This is a genomic window from Enterobacter sp. GER_MD16_1505_Eko_090 (genome assembly GCF_003331015.1).
Classification (GTDB): Bacteria; Pseudomonadota; Gammaproteobacteria; order Enterobacterales; family Enterobacteriaceae; genus Enterobacter; species Enterobacter roggenkampii.
Genome location: NZ_PUQF01000013.1, coordinates 150,960 through 168,593, shown reverse-complemented (window position 1 = coordinate 168,593; position 17,634 = coordinate 150,960). Strand labels below are relative to the sequence as shown.

Annotated in this window: 19 protein-coding genes; 13 read left to right on the top strand and 6 right to left on the bottom strand. The window is 56.3% G+C overall.

Translation table 11 applies throughout. From position 1 onward, the window contains the following. The first annotated feature begins 334 nt into the window (after window positions 1-334). The gene (gene sstT, locus C6A40_RS16220; RefSeq protein ID WP_008503149.1) at window positions 335-1,576 is read left to right on the top strand and encodes a serine/threonine transporter SstT; all 1,242 of its coding nucleotides are present in this window, start codon (window positions 335-337) and stop codon (window positions 1,574-1,576) included. A gap of 86 nt (window positions 1,577-1,662) precedes the next feature. Here the strand turns inward: sstT and C6A40_RS16215 are convergent, their stop codons facing one another. Both C6A40_RS16215 and uxaC read right to left on the bottom strand, forming a co-directional pair. Continuing rightward, a complete protein-coding gene (locus C6A40_RS16215; protein ID WP_032664503.1) occupies window positions 1,663-3,150 on the bottom strand; it encodes a UxaA family hydrolase in 1,488 nt (495 codons plus the stop codon). 17 nt (window positions 3,151-3,167) lie between these two features. Then, a complete protein-coding gene (gene uxaC / locus C6A40_RS16210) occupies window positions 3,168-4,580 on the bottom strand; it encodes a glucuronate isomerase (RefSeq protein WP_045334565.1) in 1,413 nt (470 codons plus the stop codon). 474 nt (window positions 4,581-5,054) lie between these two features. On the opposite strand from uxaC, the gene C6A40_RS16205 reads away from it, so the two are divergent. The 11 genes from C6A40_RS16205 (at window position 5,055) to C6A40_RS16155 (ending at window position 12,417) form a co-directional block, all read left to right on the top strand. Then, window positions 5,055-6,353, top strand: a complete 1,299-nt coding sequence (locus tag C6A40_RS16205; RefSeq protein ID WP_008503146.1) for an MFS transporter — start codon at window positions 5,055-5,057, stop codon at window positions 6,351-6,353. Window positions 6,354-6,533: 180 nt separating this feature from the next. Beyond that, window positions 6,534-7,310 (top strand): transcriptional regulator ExuR, encoded by a 777-nt coding sequence (gene exuR / locus C6A40_RS16200; RefSeq protein WP_008503145.1) that lies wholly within the window; start codon window positions 6,534-6,536, stop codon window positions 7,308-7,310. 344 nt (window positions 7,311-7,654) lie between these two features. Next, entirely contained in the window at window positions 7,655-8,317 is a 663-nt protein-coding gene (yqjA, locus tag C6A40_RS16195; protein WP_008503144.1) for a DedA family general envelope maintenance protein YqjA, read from the top strand. 2 nt (window positions 8,318-8,319) lie between these two features. Next, on the top strand, window positions 8,320-8,703 hold the full coding sequence (gene mzrA, locus C6A40_RS16190) for an EnvZ/OmpR regulon moderator MzrA (RefSeq protein WP_023294631.1): 384 nt from the start codon (window positions 8,320-8,322) through the stop codon (window positions 8,701-8,703). A gap of 143 nt (window positions 8,704-8,846) precedes the next feature. Beyond that, window positions 8,847-9,215 (top strand): DUF1090 domain-containing protein, encoded by a 369-nt coding sequence (locus C6A40_RS16185; protein WP_008503142.1) that lies wholly within the window; start codon window positions 8,847-8,849, stop codon window positions 9,213-9,215. Window positions 9,216-9,244: 29 nt separating this feature from the next. Continuing rightward, window positions 9,245-9,550, top strand: coding sequence for a DUF883 family protein (locus C6A40_RS16180; protein WP_008503141.1), 306 nt, complete (start codon window positions 9,245-9,247; stop codon window positions 9,548-9,550). A gap of 1 nt (window position 9,551) precedes the next feature. Continuing rightward, window positions 9,552-9,950: a phage holin family protein gene (locus C6A40_RS16175; RefSeq protein WP_014885329.1), complete on the top strand. Its 399-nt coding sequence runs from the start codon at window positions 9,552-9,554 to the stop codon at window positions 9,948-9,950. Next, window positions 9,947-10,243, top strand: coding sequence for a YqjK-like family protein (locus C6A40_RS16170; protein WP_008503139.1), 297 nt, complete (start codon window positions 9,947-9,949; stop codon window positions 10,241-10,243). Before C6A40_RS16175 ends, C6A40_RS16170 begins: the two co-directional genes overlap by 4 nt. A gap of 251 nt (window positions 10,244-10,494) precedes the next feature. After that, window positions 10,495-10,887 (top strand): DoxX family protein, encoded by a 393-nt coding sequence (locus C6A40_RS16165; protein WP_023294633.1) that lies wholly within the window; start codon window positions 10,495-10,497, stop codon window positions 10,885-10,887. Window positions 10,888-10,958: 71 nt separating this feature from the next. Then, complete coding sequence (locus C6A40_RS16160) at window positions 10,959-11,945, top strand: glutathione S-transferase family protein (RefSeq protein WP_023326148.1); 987 nt, start codon at window positions 10,959-10,961, stop codon at window positions 11,943-11,945. A 106-nt stretch (window positions 11,946-12,051) separates the two neighbouring features. Continuing rightward, entirely contained in the window at window positions 12,052-12,417 is a 366-nt protein-coding gene (locus C6A40_RS16155) for a DUF805 domain-containing protein (RefSeq protein ID WP_045334567.1), read from the top strand. Window positions 12,418-12,458: 41 nt separating this feature from the next. Here the strand turns inward: C6A40_RS16155 and yhaJ are convergent, their stop codons facing one another. Further along, window positions 12,459-13,361 (bottom strand): DNA-binding transcriptional regulator YhaJ, encoded by a 903-nt coding sequence (yhaJ, locus tag C6A40_RS16150; RefSeq protein ID WP_008503135.1) that lies wholly within the window; start codon window positions 13,359-13,361, stop codon window positions 12,459-12,461. 104 nt (window positions 13,362-13,465) lie between these two features. On the opposite strand from yhaJ, the gene C6A40_RS16145 reads away from it, so the two are divergent. Next, window positions 13,466-14,167: a pirin family protein gene (locus C6A40_RS16145; RefSeq protein WP_023294637.1), complete on the top strand. Its 702-nt coding sequence runs from the start codon at window positions 13,466-13,468 to the stop codon at window positions 14,165-14,167. 61 nt (window positions 14,168-14,228) lie between these two features. Here the strand turns inward: C6A40_RS16145 and C6A40_RS16140 are convergent, their stop codons facing one another. From C6A40_RS16140 to C6A40_RS16130, 3 genes are all read right to left on the bottom strand, one after another. After that, window positions 14,229-15,530 (bottom strand): L-cysteine desulfidase family protein, encoded by a 1,302-nt coding sequence (locus C6A40_RS16140; RefSeq protein WP_045334569.1) that lies wholly within the window; start codon window positions 15,528-15,530, stop codon window positions 14,229-14,231. Between the two features lie 20 nt (window positions 15,531-15,550). After that, window positions 15,551-16,882, bottom strand: a complete 1,332-nt coding sequence (locus C6A40_RS16135) for an amino acid permease (RefSeq protein WP_025912537.1) — start codon at window positions 16,880-16,882, stop codon at window positions 15,551-15,553. Between the two features lie 261 nt (window positions 16,883-17,143). Next, window positions 17,144-17,554 carry a Spy/CpxP family protein refolding chaperone gene (locus C6A40_RS16130; RefSeq protein ID WP_008503131.1) on the bottom strand — a complete coding sequence of 137 codons (411 nt, stop codon included), beginning with the start codon at window positions 17,552-17,554 and terminating at the stop codon, window positions 17,144-17,146. Window positions 17,555-17,634 lie beyond the last annotated feature (80 nt).

Genomic DNA, 17,634 nt, shown 5'->3' with positions numbered 1-17,634 from the left:
GGTGTTTGGCATTCTGATCGTGACGCTGATTATCAATACCTGGGTTAACCGCCAGCACGATAAGAAGCAGCAGGCTTAATGCGTTTTGCCCGGTGGCGCTGCGCTTACCGGGCCTACAACGTCACCCCGTAGGCCGGGTAAGCGCAGCGCCACCCGGCACCTTCGTAAATCAATAGTTAAAAAACATGACGCAACACGTAAAATCCAGCATTTTACGCTTCCCTCCTTTCGCGCATTCCCTATACTCGACCAGGCAAACATTTACTTACATCCGGACATAAATGTGACTTAGAGCACATTCGGAATGGAACGCAATTTCACTCAGGAATAATGTATGAGCACACAATCGACGGGTCTTTTTGCGCGCCTGGCGCAGGGAAGTCTGGTTAAACAAATTCTGGTAGGACTGGTGCTGGGTATTCTGCTGGCCATGGTGTCAAAACCTGCTGCGGAGGCCACGGGGCTGCTCGGGACGCTGTTTGTGGGCGCCCTGAAAGCCGTCGCGCCAGTACTGGTTCTGATGCTGGTCATGGCATCGATTGCCAACCACCAGCACGGACAAAAAACCAACATTCGCCCTATTCTGTTCCTGTATCTTCTGGGAACCTTCTCTGCAGCCTTAACGGCCGTGGTGTTTAGCTTCCTGTTCCCGTCCACGCTGCACCTGACCAGCGCGGCCGGTGATATCACGCCGCCGTCCGGGATTGTGGAAGTCCTTCGCGGTCTGCTGATGAGCATGGTCTCTAACCCCATCACCGCGCTGATGAGCGGAAACTACATTGGCATCCTGGTCTGGGCGATTGGTCTGGGCTTCGCGCTGCGTCACGGCAACGAGACCACGAAAAACCTGGTCAACGATTTGTCCAACGCTGTCACCTTTATGGTGAAGCTGGTGATTCGCTTTGCGCCAATCGGTATTTTCGGCCTGGTCTCCTCCACGCTGGCAACCACCGGTTTTGACGCGCTGTGGGGCTACGCGCAACTGCTGGTTGTGCTGGTCGGCTGTATGCTGCTGGTGGCGCTGGTGATCAACCCGCTGCTGGTGTTCTGGCAGATCCGCCGCAACCCGTATCCGCTGGTGCTGACCTGCCTGCGCGAGAGCGGCGTGTATGCCTTCTTCACCCGCAGCTCTGCGGCGAACATACCGGTGAACATGGCGCTGGCGGAGAAGCTGAACCTGGATCGCGATACCTATTCCGTGTCGATCCCACTGGGTGCGACCGTGAACATGGCGGGTGCGGCGATTACGATCACTGTACTGACCCTGGCGGCGGTGCATACGCTGGGTATTCCGGTGGATCTGCCAACCGCGCTGCTGCTGAGCGTGGTGGCATCGCTGTGTGCCTGCGGCGCATCCGGCGTGGCGGGCGGTTCGCTGCTGCTGATCCCGCTGGCGTGTAATATGTTCGGCATCCCGAACGAAATCGCCATGCAGGTGGTTGCCGTCGGCTTTATCATCGGCGTGCTGCAGGACTCCTGCGAAACCGCGCTGAACTCCTCTACCGACGTGCTGTTTACCGCGGCGGCCTGTCAGGCGGAAGACGCGCGTTTAGCGAAGAACGCCCTCCGCAGTTAAAAACAAAAGCCCGGTGGCGGCTACGCCTTACCGGGCCTACAGGGTTTAGTAGGTCGGGTAAGCGCTAGCGCCACCCGACAAAGTACTTATAGCGTCACACCGCTCTTAAAGATTGCCAGCTCGCGGAAATCGTTCTTCTCGTTGCAGGTCTGCTTGCCGCTGGCAATTTCCACAATCGCGTCCACGAATTCCGTCAGCAGTTGCGGCATCGCCTTGCCGTGGATAAGCTGCCCGGCATCAAAGTCAATCCAGTGTTTTTTCTTCGCCGCCAGCTCGCTGTTGGTGGCGATTTTCACCGTCGGCACAAAACCGCCGTACGGCGTGCCGCGACCGGTGCTGAACAGCACCATATGGCAGCCGGCTCCCGCCAGCGCGCTGGTGGCGACCGCATCGTTACCGGGCGCGCTCAGCAGGTTCAGACCGTGCGTTTTCAGGCGCTCGCCGTAGCGCAGAACGTCAACCACCTGGCTCGCGCCTGCTTTCTGGGTGCAGCCGAGGGATTTCTCTTCCAGCGTGGTGATCCCCCCCGCTTTGTTACCCGGCGACGGGTTCTCGTAAATGGGCTGATTGTGGGCAATGAAGTACTGCTTGAAGTCGTTCACCATGGTGACGGTCTTCTCAAACGTCTCTTCATCGCGGCAGTGGCTCATCAGAATACGTTCCGCACCGAACATCTCCGGCACCTCGGTCAATACCGTCGTGCCGCCGTTGGCGATCACATAGTCCGAGAAGCGCCCCAGCATCGGGTTGGCGGTGATACCGGACAGGCCATCAGACCCGCCGCATTCCAGACCAAACTTCAGCTCGCTCAGCTTGCCCGGCTGGCGCTTGTCGTGGCGCATCACCTCATACAGCTGATGAAGCTGTTCGACGCCCGCTTCCACTTCGTCGTCCTGATGCTGGCACACCATAAAGTGCACGCGCTCAGGGTCAAACTCACCGAGCGTCTCGCGGAAGGCGTCCACCTGATTGTTCTCACAGCCCAGGCCAATCACCAGCACCGCGCCCGCGTTCGGGTGGTGCACCATGTTTTGCAGCATGGTTCGGGTGTTGATGTGGTCGTCACCCAGCTGGGAGCAGCCGTAGGTGTGGCTGAACAGATGCACGCCGTCAGTGCCTTCGGCATCGTTGGTCTCTTTCAGGAAGCGCGTCTGGATCTGACGCGCAATCCCGTTCACGCAGCCGACGGTCGGGAGGATCCACAGCTCGTTGCGGATCCCCACGTCGCCGTTTGCGCGGCGGTAGATCTGTACCTCACGATCCGCCGCCTGCTCTTGTGCCGCAGGTAAATCAGGTTGATAGCTGTACTCGTCCAGATCGCTCAGATTTGTGCGGGCGTTGTGGGAATGGATGTATTCACCCGGCGCAATATCCGCCAGCGCATGACCGATGGGCAGACCGTACTTCACCACGTTCTCCCCTTTGGCGATGGGGATCAGGGCAAACTTGTGTCCACGTCCAACGGACTGGCGTAACGTCACCGACTGGTTGTCGAAGGTGACTTCCGTCCCTTCGGTTAAATCTGCCAGCGCGACGGCCACGTTATCCAGCGAATGGATTTTGATGTATTGCATATCAACCTCAAACGGCCCTAGTTCAGTTCAATGGCGAAGTAGTCACGCGCATTGTTAAAGCAGATGTTTTTCACCATGTCGCCCAGCAGCTGGATATCCGCCGGCGCTTCGCCTGCGTGCACCCAGCGGCCAATCATCTGGCACAGAATGCGGCGGAAGTATTCATGACGGGTATAGGACAGGAAGCTGCGACTGTCGGTCAGCATGCCGACAAAGCGGCTCAGCAGGCCAAGCTGCGCCAGCTGCGTCATCTGACGCTCCATGCCGTCTTTCTGATCGTTGAACCACCAGCCGGAGCCGAACTGCATCTTGCCCGGCATCCCTTCGCCCTGGAAGTTGCCGATCATCGTGCCCAGCACTTCGTTATCGCGCGGGTTCAGGCAGTAGAGAATGGTTTTCGGCAGCAGGTTTTGTTCGTTCTGTTTGCTCAGCAGTTTTGACAGCTCTTCCGCCAGCGGACGGTCGTTGATGGAGTCAAAGCCCACGTCCGCACCCAGCAGTTTAAACTGGCGCTGGTTGTTATTGCGCAGTGCACCGATGTGGTACTGCTGTACCCAGCCGCGACGCGCGTATTCGGCACCGAGGAACACCAGTACCGCCGTTTTGAACTGCGCCACTTCGTGCTCACTCAGGGCTTCGCCGGAGAGGCGACGCGCCAGAATGCTGTCCAGCTCGGCCTCGTTTGATTCCGCAAACAGCACCACGTCCAGCGCGTGGTCAGAGACTTTACAGCCGTGCGCCGCGAAGTGATCCAGACGTTTGGTCAGCGCGGTTTGCAGATCGGCGAAACGACGGATGTCGGTATCGGACACTTCCGCCAGCTTCGCCATGTAGTCGTTGAACGTGGCCTGCTCAATATTGAAGGCTTTGTCCGGGCGCCAGCTTGGCAGCACTTTGATATCAAAAGAGGTGTCTTTGGCGACAACGGCATGATGCTCCAGGGAGTCAATCGGATCGTCGGTGGTGCCGACCATCTTCACGTTCATCTGCTTCATGATGCCGCGCGCGGAGAAGTTATCCTGCGCCAGGAGCGCATTGCACTGGTCCCAGATTTCATCAGCGGTCGTTGGAGAGAGCAGTTTGCCGGTGATGCCAAACGGGCGACGCAGCTCAAGGTGCGTCCAGTGATAGAGCGGGTTACCGATGGTGTGCGGGACGGTCGCCGCCCAGGCGTCAAACTTCTCGCGATCGGTCGCATCGCCGGTGCACAGGCGCTCAGCCACGCCGTTGGTGCGCATCGCACGCCATTTGTAATGGTCACCCTTCAGCCAGATGTCATACAGGTTTTTGAAACGGTAATTTTCGGCAACCTGCTGCGGCGGCAGATGGCAGTGGTAGTCGAAAATCGGCTGATCTTTTGCATAGTCGTGGTACAGGCGGCGAGCAAATTCGGTATCTAACAGAAAATCGTCGGTCATAAACGGCGTCATTATCGTCTTCCTCATTACGGGAGCGTCAGAAAGCGTATGTTCATATGCTGCAAAGTTATCACACCAATTTCCATCATCCGACGTTTTTTTCGTGAGTGAGATCAATAAACGCAGACAAATACATTACCCAAATTGGAGTAAATCCTTCTACAAGCCGCGCCAGTACTGGCTTGAAGCGACACGAATAATGTCCCCACAAAGAATCATACATTTGTGATGTCACTCACCTTTTAAAGCTGTATGACAAGTTATCTTTTCGCCGTCGCAAACTATAAGCCGACGGAATGCATTCCTGGTGTCAGTTACACCAGATTTAACGGTACGGAAACCGACTTATGCAGATGACTTTTGGCAAGGTTCGGGCCGTTCCGGGACATTTCCCGGTTACGCCCCTCCCGTTACTGAACGGCTCCCGGCAACGGTCGAGCGGTTACCGTGTCCCGGCACGGCAATACTATAACGATGAGGTTTTACATGCGTAAAATTAAAGGGTTACGTTGGTACATGATCGCACTGGTGACGTTAGGCACCGTGCTGGGCTACCTGACGCGTAACACCGTCGCAGCCGCAGCGCCGACGTTAATGGAAGAGCTGCATATCTCCACGCAGCAATACTCCTACATCATTGCTGCCTATTCCGCGGCGTATACCATCATGCAGCCTGTTGCAGGCTACGTGCTGGATATCCTCGGTACCAAAATCGGCTATGCCTTCTTCGCCATCGCCTGGGCGGTGTTCTGCGGAGCCACCGCGCTGGCGGGCAGCTGGGGCGGCCTGGCGCTGGCGCGCGGTGCGGTCGGTGCGGCAGAAGCCGCGATGATCCCGGCGGGACTGAAGGCCAGTTCCGAGTGGTTCCCGGCAAAAGAGCGCTCTATTGCTGTCGGCTACTTCAACGTGGGTTCGTCCATCGGGGCGATGATTGCGCCGCCGCTGGTGGTGTGGGCTATCGTGATGCACAGCTGGCAGATGGCTTTCATCATTTCCGGCGTGCTGAGCTTCGCCTGGGCAATCGCATGGCTGGTTTTCTATAAGCACCCGCGCGATCAGAAAAAACTCTCCGAAGAAGAACGCGAGTACATCATTGGTGGTCAGGAAGCGCAGCATCAGACCAACAACGGCAAAAAAATGACCGTCTGGCAGATCCTGGGCACCCGTCAGTTCTGGGGTATCGCCCTGCCGCGTTTCCTGGCGGAACCGGCCTGGGGGACCTTCAACGCGTGGATCCCACTGTTCATGTTTAAAGTCTACGGCTTTAACCTGAAAGAGATCGCGATGTTCGCCTGGATGCCGATGCTGTTCGCTGACCTGGGCTGTATCGTGGGCGGCTACCTGCCACCGCTGTTCCAGCGCTGGTTTGGCGTGAACCTGATCGTTTCCCGTAAGATGGTGGTCACCATGGGCGCACTGCTGATGATTGGCCCGGGCATGATCGGCCTGTTCACCAGCCCGTACGTGGCCATCGCCCTGCTGTGCATCGGTGGTTTTGCGCACCAGTCCCTGTCCGGCGCGCTGATTACGCTCTCGTCTGACGTCTTCGGTCGCAACGAAGTGGCCACCGCCAACGGCCTGACCGGGATGGCCGCCTGGACCGCGAGTACGATGTTCGCGCTGGTCGTCGGCGCGCTGGCGGATACCATCGGCTTCAGCCCGCTGTTTGCGGTACTGGCGGTCTTCGACCTGCTGGGCGCGGTGGTGATCTGGACGGTGCTGAAAAGCAAATCGGCAGAGGAGCTGGCAAAAGAGTCCCTCGGGAAACCGGCCACGCAGAGTTAGCCTTGCTGTGCCGGGTGGCGCTACGCTTACCCGGCCTACAAAACCCGTAGGCCCGTGCAAGCGAAGCGCCGCCGGGCATTTAAAGGCCGCTCAGTAGCGGCTTTTTTAATGGCAAAATCTGGAGAGTGGCACGCAAAAGTGGTATAACAAATCATCTGCCGTACCCTGTCTGGAGCGCATATGGAAATCACCGAACCACGTCGTTTATATCAACAACTTGCTGCGGAGCTGAAAGATCGTATCGAGCAAGGTGTCTATCTTGTCGGTGATAAACTGCCCGCCGAGCGCTTTATCGCGGATGAAAAAAGCGTCAGCCGCACCGTGGTGCGTGAAGCGATCATCATGCTGGAAGTCGAAGGCTACGTTGAGGTACGCAAAGGCTCCGGCATTCACGTCATTTCCAATCTGCCGAAACACTCTCCCGTCGCGGACGAAAGTCTGGAATTCGCCAGCTATGGCCCGTTTGAGCTGCTCCAGGCTCGCCAGCTGATTGAAAGCAACATTGCCGAATTTGCGGCGACGCAGGTGACCAAGCAGGACATCATGAAGCTGATGGAAATCCAGGAGAATGCCCGCAAGGAAAAATGTTTCCGCGATTCTGAGTGGGATCTGCAGTTCCACGTCCAGGTCGCCCTGGCAACCCAGAATACGGCGCTGGCGGCAATCGTTGAGAAAATGTGGACTCAGCGCGTTCACAACCCGTACTGGAAAAAACTGCACGACCATATCGATTCCCGTACCGTCGACAACTGGTGTGACGATCACGATCAAATCCTTAAAGCGCTGATTCGTAAAGATCCGCACGCCGCTAAGCTGGCGATGTGGCAGCACCTGGAAAACACTAAGCAGATGCTGTTCAATGAAACCAGCGACGACTTCGAATTTAACGCTGACCGCTATCTTTTCGCCGACAATCCCGTTGTTCATCTCGATACGGTCCCCAGTGCCGCAAAATAGATGACCTTCCCGCTGGCAGGCGCTTCGCTGCGCCTTCCGGCGAACGTGGGTAAGCAAAACATATATAGTGTCAGCCTTTGTAAATCCCCTCGCTCACTTTCTGGGCTTACGCCAAAATCAACTCACGCCTGCAAATTCTGTGACGCAGAACGTTGGGCTTTGTTACAATTGGATTCACTTCGTTATTTTGTAAGTTAGTGCTTGCTAACCAGCCAATTAACAGGGAACAGTGTTGGCCACACCGCAATGTGTCCGCGAGCGACCATAATGAAATCACAACCATGTCGCCGTGCTGTTTGTCCCGGATAACAGGCATGACGTTAACCGATTTCCAGGAACACTGAATGGAACTTTTGACCCAACTACTGCATGCCCTCTGGGCGCAGGATTTTGAAACGCTGGCCAACCCTTCCATGATTGGCATGCTCTATTTCGTCTTGTTTATGATCCTGTTCCTTGAGAACGGCTTGCTGCCTGCTGCTTTCCTGCCCGGTGACAGTTTACTGGTGCTTGTCGGCGTGCTGTGCGCTAAAGGGGCGATGGCATTCCCGCAAACTATTTTGTTACTGACCGTCGCTGCGAGTCTCGGCTGCTGGGTCAGCTACATCCAGGGAAGATGGCTGGGCAATACCCGGATCGTCCAGAACTGGCTCTCGCACCTGCCTGCACATTATCACCAGCGGGCGCACCACCTTTTCCATAAGCACGGGCTTTCTGCGCTGCTGATTGGCCGCTTTATCGCCTTTGTACGCACTCTGTTGCCGACCATTGCCGGTCTGTCGGGGCTGAGCAGCGCGCGCTTCCAGTTCTTTAACTGGATGAGCGGCCTGCTGTGGGTACTGATTCTGACGACGCTCGGCTATGCGTTGGGGAAAACGCCAGTCTTTATGAAATATGAAGACCAGCTGATGTCCTGCCTGATGCTGCTGCCTGTGGTGCTGCTGGTCTTCGGTCTGATCGGCTCGCTGGTCGTCCTGTGGAAAAAGAAATACGGAGCCAGAGGCTAACGATGGCTATCTCACCGCTCGCCCTGCGCCGTTTTGCCTGCGCCGTGATAACACTGGTGGTGCTCAGCGCCATGCTGCTGGCATGGAGCGCGCTTTCGCACCAGGAATCCACGCTGGCCATTCGCCCGGTGAACCAGGGTGCCAGCGTGCCTGACGGTTTTTCTGTCTGGCACCATCTGGACGCGAACGGGATCCGCTTTAAAAGCATCACCCCGCAGGACGATGTTTTACTGATCAAGTTTGATTCCCGTGCGCAAAGTGCCGCCGCAAAAGTGGTTCTCGACCGTACGCTGCCGCACGGGTATATCATCGCTCAGCAGGAAGATGACAGCCAGCCTGCTGCCTGGCTGTCGCTGATTCGCGATACGTCGCATCGGTTTGGATAATTACCAGGATTCCGAATCTTTTCACTCACTTTGGTGAATCCCCCGTTTACTTACTATGCTTAAGTACGCGGAGCACCCCTCGAATGTACTCCGCATAACTTTGGATAGCGGCTTACGCCGCAACACAATGGAAGGTTTCGATAATGAAATTCCGCATGACTCTGGCTCTGGCCCTTTTTTCTTTAAGCACAGCATCCTTCGCAAATTCTCTCTGTCAGGAGAAAGAACAGGATATTCAGCGTGAGATCGGTTATGCCGAAAAGCATAACAATCAGCACCGTGTTGATGGTCTTAAAAAAGCGCTGAGCGAAGTGAAAGCGAACTGTTCAGACAGCAAGCTGCGTGCCGACCACCAGAAGAAAATCGCTGAACAGAAGGACGAGATAGCCGAGCGCCGTCGCGACCTGCAGGAAGCGAAAGAGAAAGGGGATGCGGAAAAAATTGCTAAGCGCGAGAAGAAGTTGAAAGAAGCGCAGGACGACCTGAAAGCGCTGGAAGCTCGCGATTATTGAGTTAACGGAAATCTCAACAGGAGAGAATCATGTCAAAAGATACGACGTCTGAACATCTGCGCGCTGAACTGAAATCCCTGGCCGATACCCTGGAAGAGGTGCTGAACTCCTCTGCTGACAAGTCAAAAGAAGAGGTCAGCAAGCTGCGCAGCAAGGCGGAGCAGGCGCTGAAAGAGAGCCGCTATCGCCTGGGTGAAACCGGCGATGCGCTGGCAAAACAGACCCGCGAAGCGGCCGCGCGTGCGGACGAATACGTGCGTGATAATCCATGGACGGGTGTCGGGATTGGTGCCGCAGTCGGTGTGGTACTGGGTGTCCTGCTGACGCGTCGTTGATATGGAAGATCCTCGTCACGCACAAGGGCCTGCTAACAACGTCCTCGGCATCGGCCAGCGTATTTTGACGACGCTGGTCGGGATTGCCGAAACGCGCGTCCGGCTGGCAGTGGTCGAACTGGAGGAGGAGAAAGCGAACCTCTTCCAGATGCTGCTGATGCTTGGACTGACCATGCTCTTCGCCGCGTTTGGTCTGATGAGCCTGATGGTGTTAATCATCTGGGCCATTGACCCGCAGTATCGTCTTAACGCCATGATTGCCACGACCGTCGTTCTGCTGGTCGCGGCGCTGATTGGCGGCATATGGACGCTGCGTAAAGCGCGTAAATCCACGTTCCTGCGCCATACGCGTCAGGAGCTGGCTAACGATCGCGCCCTGCTGGAGGATGACAAGCCGTGAGCGGTAAAGCCGAACGTCAAAAGCGAAAAGCGTACCTGCTAAGCCAGATCCAGCAGCAACGGCTGGATCTGTCGGCCAGCCGTCGCGACTGGATTGACGCGACGCGACGGTTTGACCGGGGCTGGAACACCTTCCTGAGCCTGCGTTCATGGGCGCTGGTCGGCAGCAGCGTGATGGCTATCTGGACGGTTCGTCATCCAAATATGCTCATCCGCTGGGCGCGCCGGGGTTTTGGTGCCTGGAGCGCCTGGCGTCTGGTGAAAGCCACGATCCGTCAGCAGCAATTACGCTAGCCTTCTCGCCGGGTGGCGGCTACGCCTTACCCGGCCTACTTGCACGCGTAGGCCGGGTAAGCGCAGCGCCACCCGGCAAAATCCTCCCCCTCCCTTACTCAATATCTTTGAAGAAGATTGACAGTTTTCCTTGCTAACAATCGCCCACCGTCACGTTTATGATGCTCTCCATCGACAGCAACGACGCGGTATCTACCCGGAATTGCAGACAAATAACGTTCAGCCGCTGATGTGGTTTCCTGGAGAGTAAAATGAAAAAATTAGAAGATGTTGGTGTACTGGTCGCGCGTATTCTGATGCCAATTCTGTTCATCGTGGCAGGTTGGGGAAAAATCACCGGTTATGCGGGTACCCAGCAGTATATGGAAGCCATGGGCGTTCCGGGGTTCCTGTTGCCACTGACCATTCTTCTTGAGTTCGGCGGCGGCCTGGCAGTGCTGTTCGGCTTCCTGACCCGTACCACCGCGCTGTTTACCGCAGGCTTCACCCTGCTGACCGCGTTCATCTTCCACAGCAACTTTGCGGAAGGCGTGAACTCACTGATGTTCATGAAAAACCTAACCATCGCGGGTGGCTTCCTGCTGCTGGCCGTCACTGGCCCGGGCGCATACAGCATCGACCGCGTTCTGAATAAGAAATGGTAAGCACGCTATACTGAATAAACACAAAGCGAGGAGACATCTCCTCGCTTTTGCTATCTGACGGAGGAGAAAAAATGGGACAACTCGTAGACGGCGTCTGGCAGGATGTCTGGTATGACACCAAATCCACCGGAGGTCGCTTTAAGCGCTCTGTTTCGGCCTTCCGTAACTGGCTGACCGCCGACGGCGCACCAGGCCCGAGCGGCGAAGGCGGCTTCGCGGCTGAGAAAGATCGTTATCATCTTTATGTTTCCCTCGCCTGCCCGTGGGCCCACCGCACGCTGATCGTGCGCAAGCTTAAAGGTCTCGAATCCTTCATTCCGGTTTCCGTGGTCAACCCGCTGATGCTGGAAAATGGCTGGACGTTTGACAGTGATTTCCCTGCGGCAACCGGCGACGATCTTTATCACCACGATTTCCTCTACCAGCTCTATCTGCGCGCCGATCCGCACTACACCGGGCGCGTGACCGTTCCGGTACTGTGGGACAAGAAAAACCAGACGATTGTCAGCAATGAGTCTGCGGAAATCATCCGCATGTTCAATACCGCGTTTGACGCGCACGGCGCCCGTGCCGGAGATTACTATCCGGTGGAGCTGCGCGAGAAAATTGATGAACTGAATGGCTGGATTTACGACAACGTCAATAACGGTGTCTATAAGGCCGGTTTCGCCACCAGCCAGGAAGCGTATGACGAAGCGGTCGGAAAGGTGTTTGAATCGCTGGAACGCCTGGAACAGATCCTGGGCCAGCATCGCTACCTGACGGGCGATCGCCTGACGGAAGCGGACATTCGCCTGTGGACCACGCTGGTTCGCTTTGATCCGGTCTATGTCACCCACTTTAAGTGCGACAAGCACCGCATCAGCGACTACCTGAACCTGCATGGTTTCCTGCGCGACATCTACCAGATGCCGGGCATCGCGGAGACGGTCGACTTCGACCATATTCGCACCCACTATTTCCGTAGCCACAAGACCATCAACCCGACGGGTATTATCTCCATCGGTCCGTGGCAGGATCTGGATGAACCGCACGGGCGCGACGTCCGTTTTGGATAAATATTAAGGGCATCACCAGATGCCCTTTTTTAATTCACAATCTCCATCTATTCTTACCTCGATCGCTTAGAAAACAAGTGATTGACTGACTAATGAGGCAAGGAAAATGGACTGGTATTTAAAAGTACTGCGCAACTACATTGGATTTGGTGGCCGCGCCCGCCGCAAAGAGTACTGGATGTTCGTTCTGGTGAACTTCATCCTCATCATGGTGCTGGGTATTGTGGATAAAATTCTTGGCTGGGAGCGGGCTGGCGGTGAAGGCGTGCTGACCACCATTTATGGCCTGTTAGTCCTGCTGCCATCGTGGGCGGTATTGTTCCGTCGGCTGCACGATACCGATCGTTCGGCGTGGTGGCTATTGCTGCTGTTGATCCCGATCGTGGGCTGGATCGTGATTTTGATCTTCAACTGTCAGAGCGGCACCCCAGGTGAAAACCGCTTTGGTCCGGATCCTAGGATCGTCGCGTAAATTACTGCCCGGTGGCGCTTACGCTTACCGGGCCTACTCGTTTATTTATTGTGGTGGGCGAAGAGTTTGGGTATTTCGCGCAGGCACCATGATTTGGCTTCGCCCATGCTGTCGCGACGCCACGCCATAATGATATCCACTTCGCTGGTGTACTCCGGACTCACGACCCGCAGCCGCCCTTCCGCAATATCTTTCTCCACAAACGGGTACGGCATCGTCGCCACGCCCAGACCGGCCAGCAGCGCCTGCCGTTTGTCTTCCAGGGAGGTCACCGTCAGACGTGGCTGTTTATCCAGCAGCTGCACCGTCAGCACCGGACGCTCGCGCGCGGTATCCGCGACCGCCACGCCGCGATATTTCACGCGCGTCACTTCAGAGAGCGGCTCCGGCTCCTGGTGAATCGGATGGTTGGGGGCGGCAACGTAGACGTTCATGACGCTGTAGAGTTTGCGCGAGTTGATTTCTGACGATGAGCGGAAGTGCATGTCCGGCGCAATAACGATATCTGCCCTGCCCGTCTCCAGACGTTCCCACGCCCCTGCCAGCACCTCGGTGATGATCGACAGCTGCGTATTAGCCTTCGCCGCCAGGCGGTCCACCAGCGGGAACAGCGCTTCGGTCGGCACCAGTGCTTCGGTCACGAGCGTCAGATGGGTTTCCCAACCGCGCGCCAGCGCTTCGGCGTCGGTCGTCAGCTTATCCGCCGCTTCCAGCAGCACGCGGCCGCGCTCCAGCAGCATTCGACCGACATTGGTGAATTTTGTTCGATGACCGGAGCGGTCAAACAGCACCACGTCCAGCTCTTCCTCCAGCTTCTGCATGGTGTAGCTCAGCGCAGACGGAACGCGCCCCAGTTCATCGGCCGCCGCCGCAAAACTGCCGCGCCGGTCAATCGCGTCCATGACGCGAAGCGCCTCAAGCGTCAATGCTCTCTCTTTAGCCATCTCGTTCTCATTCAGGAAATTTGAACATACCAGGCAGAATATCTGGCTAACAATGAAGCGTCCATACCTTTACCATTGTTTTAGTGTAAAGAGAGGTCAAGTTTATGATTACGACAAGAACAGCTAAACAGTGCGGACAAGCCGATTTCGGTTGGCTGCAGGCCCGCTACACCTTTTCCTTTGGACACTACTTTGACCCTAAACTCCTCGGTTACGCTTCACTGCGCGTGTTGAACCAGGAAGTGCTCGCCCCGGGCGCCTCCTTCCAGCCGCGTACGTACCCGAAAGTCGATATCCTGAACCTGATCCTGGAAGGCGAGGCAGAATACCGCGATAGCGAGGGCAATCATGTCCAGGCAAAGGCTGGCGAAGCGCTGTTAATTTCCACGCAGCCGGGCATCAGCTACAGCGAGCATAACCTCAGCAAAGACAAAACGCTGACCCGCATGCAGCTGTGGCTCGACGCCTGCCCTGAGCGGGAAAATCCGCTGGTACAGAAGTTAGATTTAACGGGCGATAAGCAGCAGCTGATTGCATCCCCTGATGGCAGCAAAGGGAGCCTGCAGCTGCGTCAGCAGGTGTGGCTGCACCATATCGAGCTGAAAAAAGGTGAACAGGCAAGCTTCCAGCTTCACGGCCCGCGCGCCTATCTGCAGTCGATTCACGGTACGGTGCATGCGGTGACGCACGCGGAAGAGAAAGAAGCGCTCACCTGCGGCGACGGCGCGTTTATTCGTGATGAAGCGAATATTACCCTGGTGGCGGATACGCCGCTGCGCGCGCTGCTGATTGATTTGCCGGTTTAAAGAACGCCCTCACCCTAACCCTCTCCCACAGGGAGAGGGAACCGATAGAGCCCTGAACTCGCTACACCTTACTCGCCATGATCTCAATAATCTGCCGGTCCGTGGCCTGCATCGAGCGGCACGCCAGGGCGCACAGGTTCGCGATCGACTGCTCCACATCGTGCGCGACAATCCCCTCGTTGCCCGTCACGCCCGACTCATCCAGTGCCATCATCACCGCTTTCCAGGCGCTGCTGACGCTGGTGGAAACCTTCATGGCGCAGCTGTTTGACGCCCCGTCGCAGATCATCCCGCTGACGTCACCGATCATACTGCCGATCGCCATTGCGATGGTCTGGTAACGGCCACCCATCAGCCACGCCATGCCCGCCGCAGCGCCCATCGCCGCGGTTGTCGCCGCACACAGTGCGGACAGGCGAGGAAGCTGGTGATGGATATAGATCGCCGACAGATGCGACAGCATCAGCGCCCGCGCCAGCCGTTCGTCACCGGCCTGAAGGTGCTCAGCCACAACAATGACGGGCATGGTGGCGGTGATCCCCTGGTTACCGGAGCCCGAATTGCTCATCGCCGGCAGCGTTGCGCCCCCCATCCGGGCATCCGAGGCGGCGCTGGTGCGAATAACAATGTCTGAACCCAGATCCTGCGCCAGCCATCCGCGCGAGCGCTGCTTCTCAAGCGTTGCGCCAATATGCAGCCCCCACTTCCCGCTGAGCCCTTCGCGGGAGAGCGCATCGTTCAGTTGCCCTGCTTCCAGGATGAAGCGAATGGCCTCAAACGGCACCTGCTCGACAAATTCCAGGATCTGCGACAGCGTAGCGTGCGACAGTACTGCCAGCGGGTTGTCATCCACCTCGGTCACGGGCTTATCCAGCGTAAAGCGCGTTTCCCCCTGGCAAACCACTTCCACCACCCGGGTATGCCCGCCCGCGATGGTCACCATTGCCGAGAGTTCGCCGGCATAAACGCAGGCGCGGGAATAGAGGATCTCATCGCAGGGCTCCTGCAGTTTTACCTGCACTTGCCCTGCCTCAAGCAGGGCTTTGGCGCGGACCAGTGCATCGGCTGTGGCATCTTTCAACACCTCCAGTCCGGCGTGCGCGTTACCGCCAATCGCGCCCAGCGCCGCCGCAATCGGTAATCCGACCATGCCGGTACCCGGTACCGTCACGCCCAGCCCGTTTTTCATCAGGTTCGGCGAGACCCACGCCTCAATCCGTGTGACCTCCCCCGGCAGGAGGTCTGCGGCAGTCGCACAGGCCAGTGCCAGAGAGACGGGTTCGGTACACCCAAGGGCAGGCTTCACTTCTTCCTGCACCGCGCGAATAAATTGATTCCATAAAGGATGAGTTTGCTCAGACATCGTTACGACCTTAATTACCCTCAGGAGAATGCGAGGAAAGGAGAAACACAAAGCAGCAGTCCGGTGATGACAATAATCACCAGCGATACGCCTTTATATTTATGCAGCGCCGGTACCTTGTAGACCAGCCATGCCGGGATCAGACAGCCCACCATGCCGAAGATGGGGCTACAGATGGAGGTGAAGCTCAACACCGGCGCGTTCAGGACTATCGCGCTCCAGGCCAGCAGAATGGCGAACAGCATAATCCCGCGCTGGACGGCGTTTTCATTGATTCTTTCTGCCGGCATTTTGCGGCGCAGGATGTTCATGACGATACCCTGCGTGGCCTCGCGGAAGCCGAGGTAGACGCCGAAGAACGCGGTCATCACGGCGAAGATATTGAGGATCACGCTGACGATTTTGACCCAGCCCGCGCCGTCGCCGCTGATAAACTGCGCCGCAATCGCCAGGGCAGAGATATTCTGCTCGTAGGCTTTGACCGCCTCATCGTGCCCCATCGCCAGGGTGAAGGAGACAGCGTAGAAGAAGACCGTCACAAACAGGATGCCAAAGGCAATGTTCATTGCCCGGAGCGCCTTATGACGCGCCACCTCCACCGATTTTTCACGTGAACGGTACGAGATCACCATCGGGCTCAGGGTCTGAATAAAGAGAATGGAGGTTAAGGTAAAGGGCAGCGTAATGATGGCATTTTTAATCAGCAATCCCAGCGGCGGCAGCATGCCCACGTTGGCTAAATGCCAGAGGCCAATCATTGACAGCCCCAGCGCCGCAACGACAAACAGCTTGGTAAGCACCATCAGGCTTGAAACTTTAAACAACAGCTTTTCACCGCGTGAAGAAATCGCGACCAGAATGCAAATCAGGAATAAACCGTAGAACGGATTTTCCGAGAGCAAACCGTCGGTCACGCCGAAGGTGTGCAAATACGAGGCGCTGTCGTTGGTAATGGCCGTGGAATAGACAAACATCCAGATCACCAGCATCACGAAATAGAGCGCACCTAATAAAATCCCCCAGTTCTTACCCAAATACCCGCTAATTACGCTCGGGTAGTCTTTGCATTCCGGGGATTCTGCCAGCGTGTTAATAAACAACCGTTGAAATAAATACATGGCGGGATAACCAATAATGGACGAGAGCAAAAAGACCCACAGCCCCATTAATCCGACTTGTACCGGGAGAAAAACAATCCCCGCGCCGATAGCCATCCCAATACTCATGATGACCCAACCCGTGTCGGTGCTGTCGAATTTGATCGCCTCTCGCCACTCGCTTTCACTCATTCCCGCCCGCCTTGCCGCGGGGGAATCATTCACAATGACACTGCTGTTTGTTGCCGTATCCATGGGGCACTCGCTTATTTTGTAGGGTAAACAGTTGTTTTTATAAGGTTCCGATCGCCAGCGATGGCGATTCAGATGGCAGCAGGTGCTTGTTATTGATGTGAGAAAATATTAACCGGAGCGAGGGAGAAAAAAGTCACAACTTTTATGAGGATTTTCGAATGATAGAGGAAATTTTGCTTTGTTAATGGGTTGATAGACGGTATTTTTCTAAAAGTGACACCGATCAAGAAATAAAAACCCGCGCGGTGCGCGGGCAGGAAATCAGTTAGCCAGCGCGTTAGCCATATCCGTTCTAATCTGTTTGCGCTGTTCCGGCGTCAATACCTGACTGACGTCGAAGTAATATTTCACGCGGTAATAGCGGGTCTGCTCTTCAATTTTGCTGAATGCACTAAGCTGGCTTTTCACCGTGCTTTCGTCCCATTTTCCCGCCTGGAACATGTCGATCAGCGCGCCGTCCTTCACGCCCGTCATCGGGATCTTGCTGACATTTTGTTCCAGCTGCTTATGCAGATCTTCAATCTTTTTCACCTGCTCATTGCTGAGCTTCAGGTGTTGTACCAGAGGATCCTGGGACGGTGACGGGGCAGCCTCAACGTTCGCGGCCTGCGCCGTAAAACTGCACACCACCAGTGAAGCAGCAGCCAACGCAATGCGGGTCATTTTCATCATCTTACAGTCCTTACATGCTGTTATAGGAAAAAGCAGGAGCATTGTTTTTCAAGAGCGGATGAATATGTGTGAGTAATTAT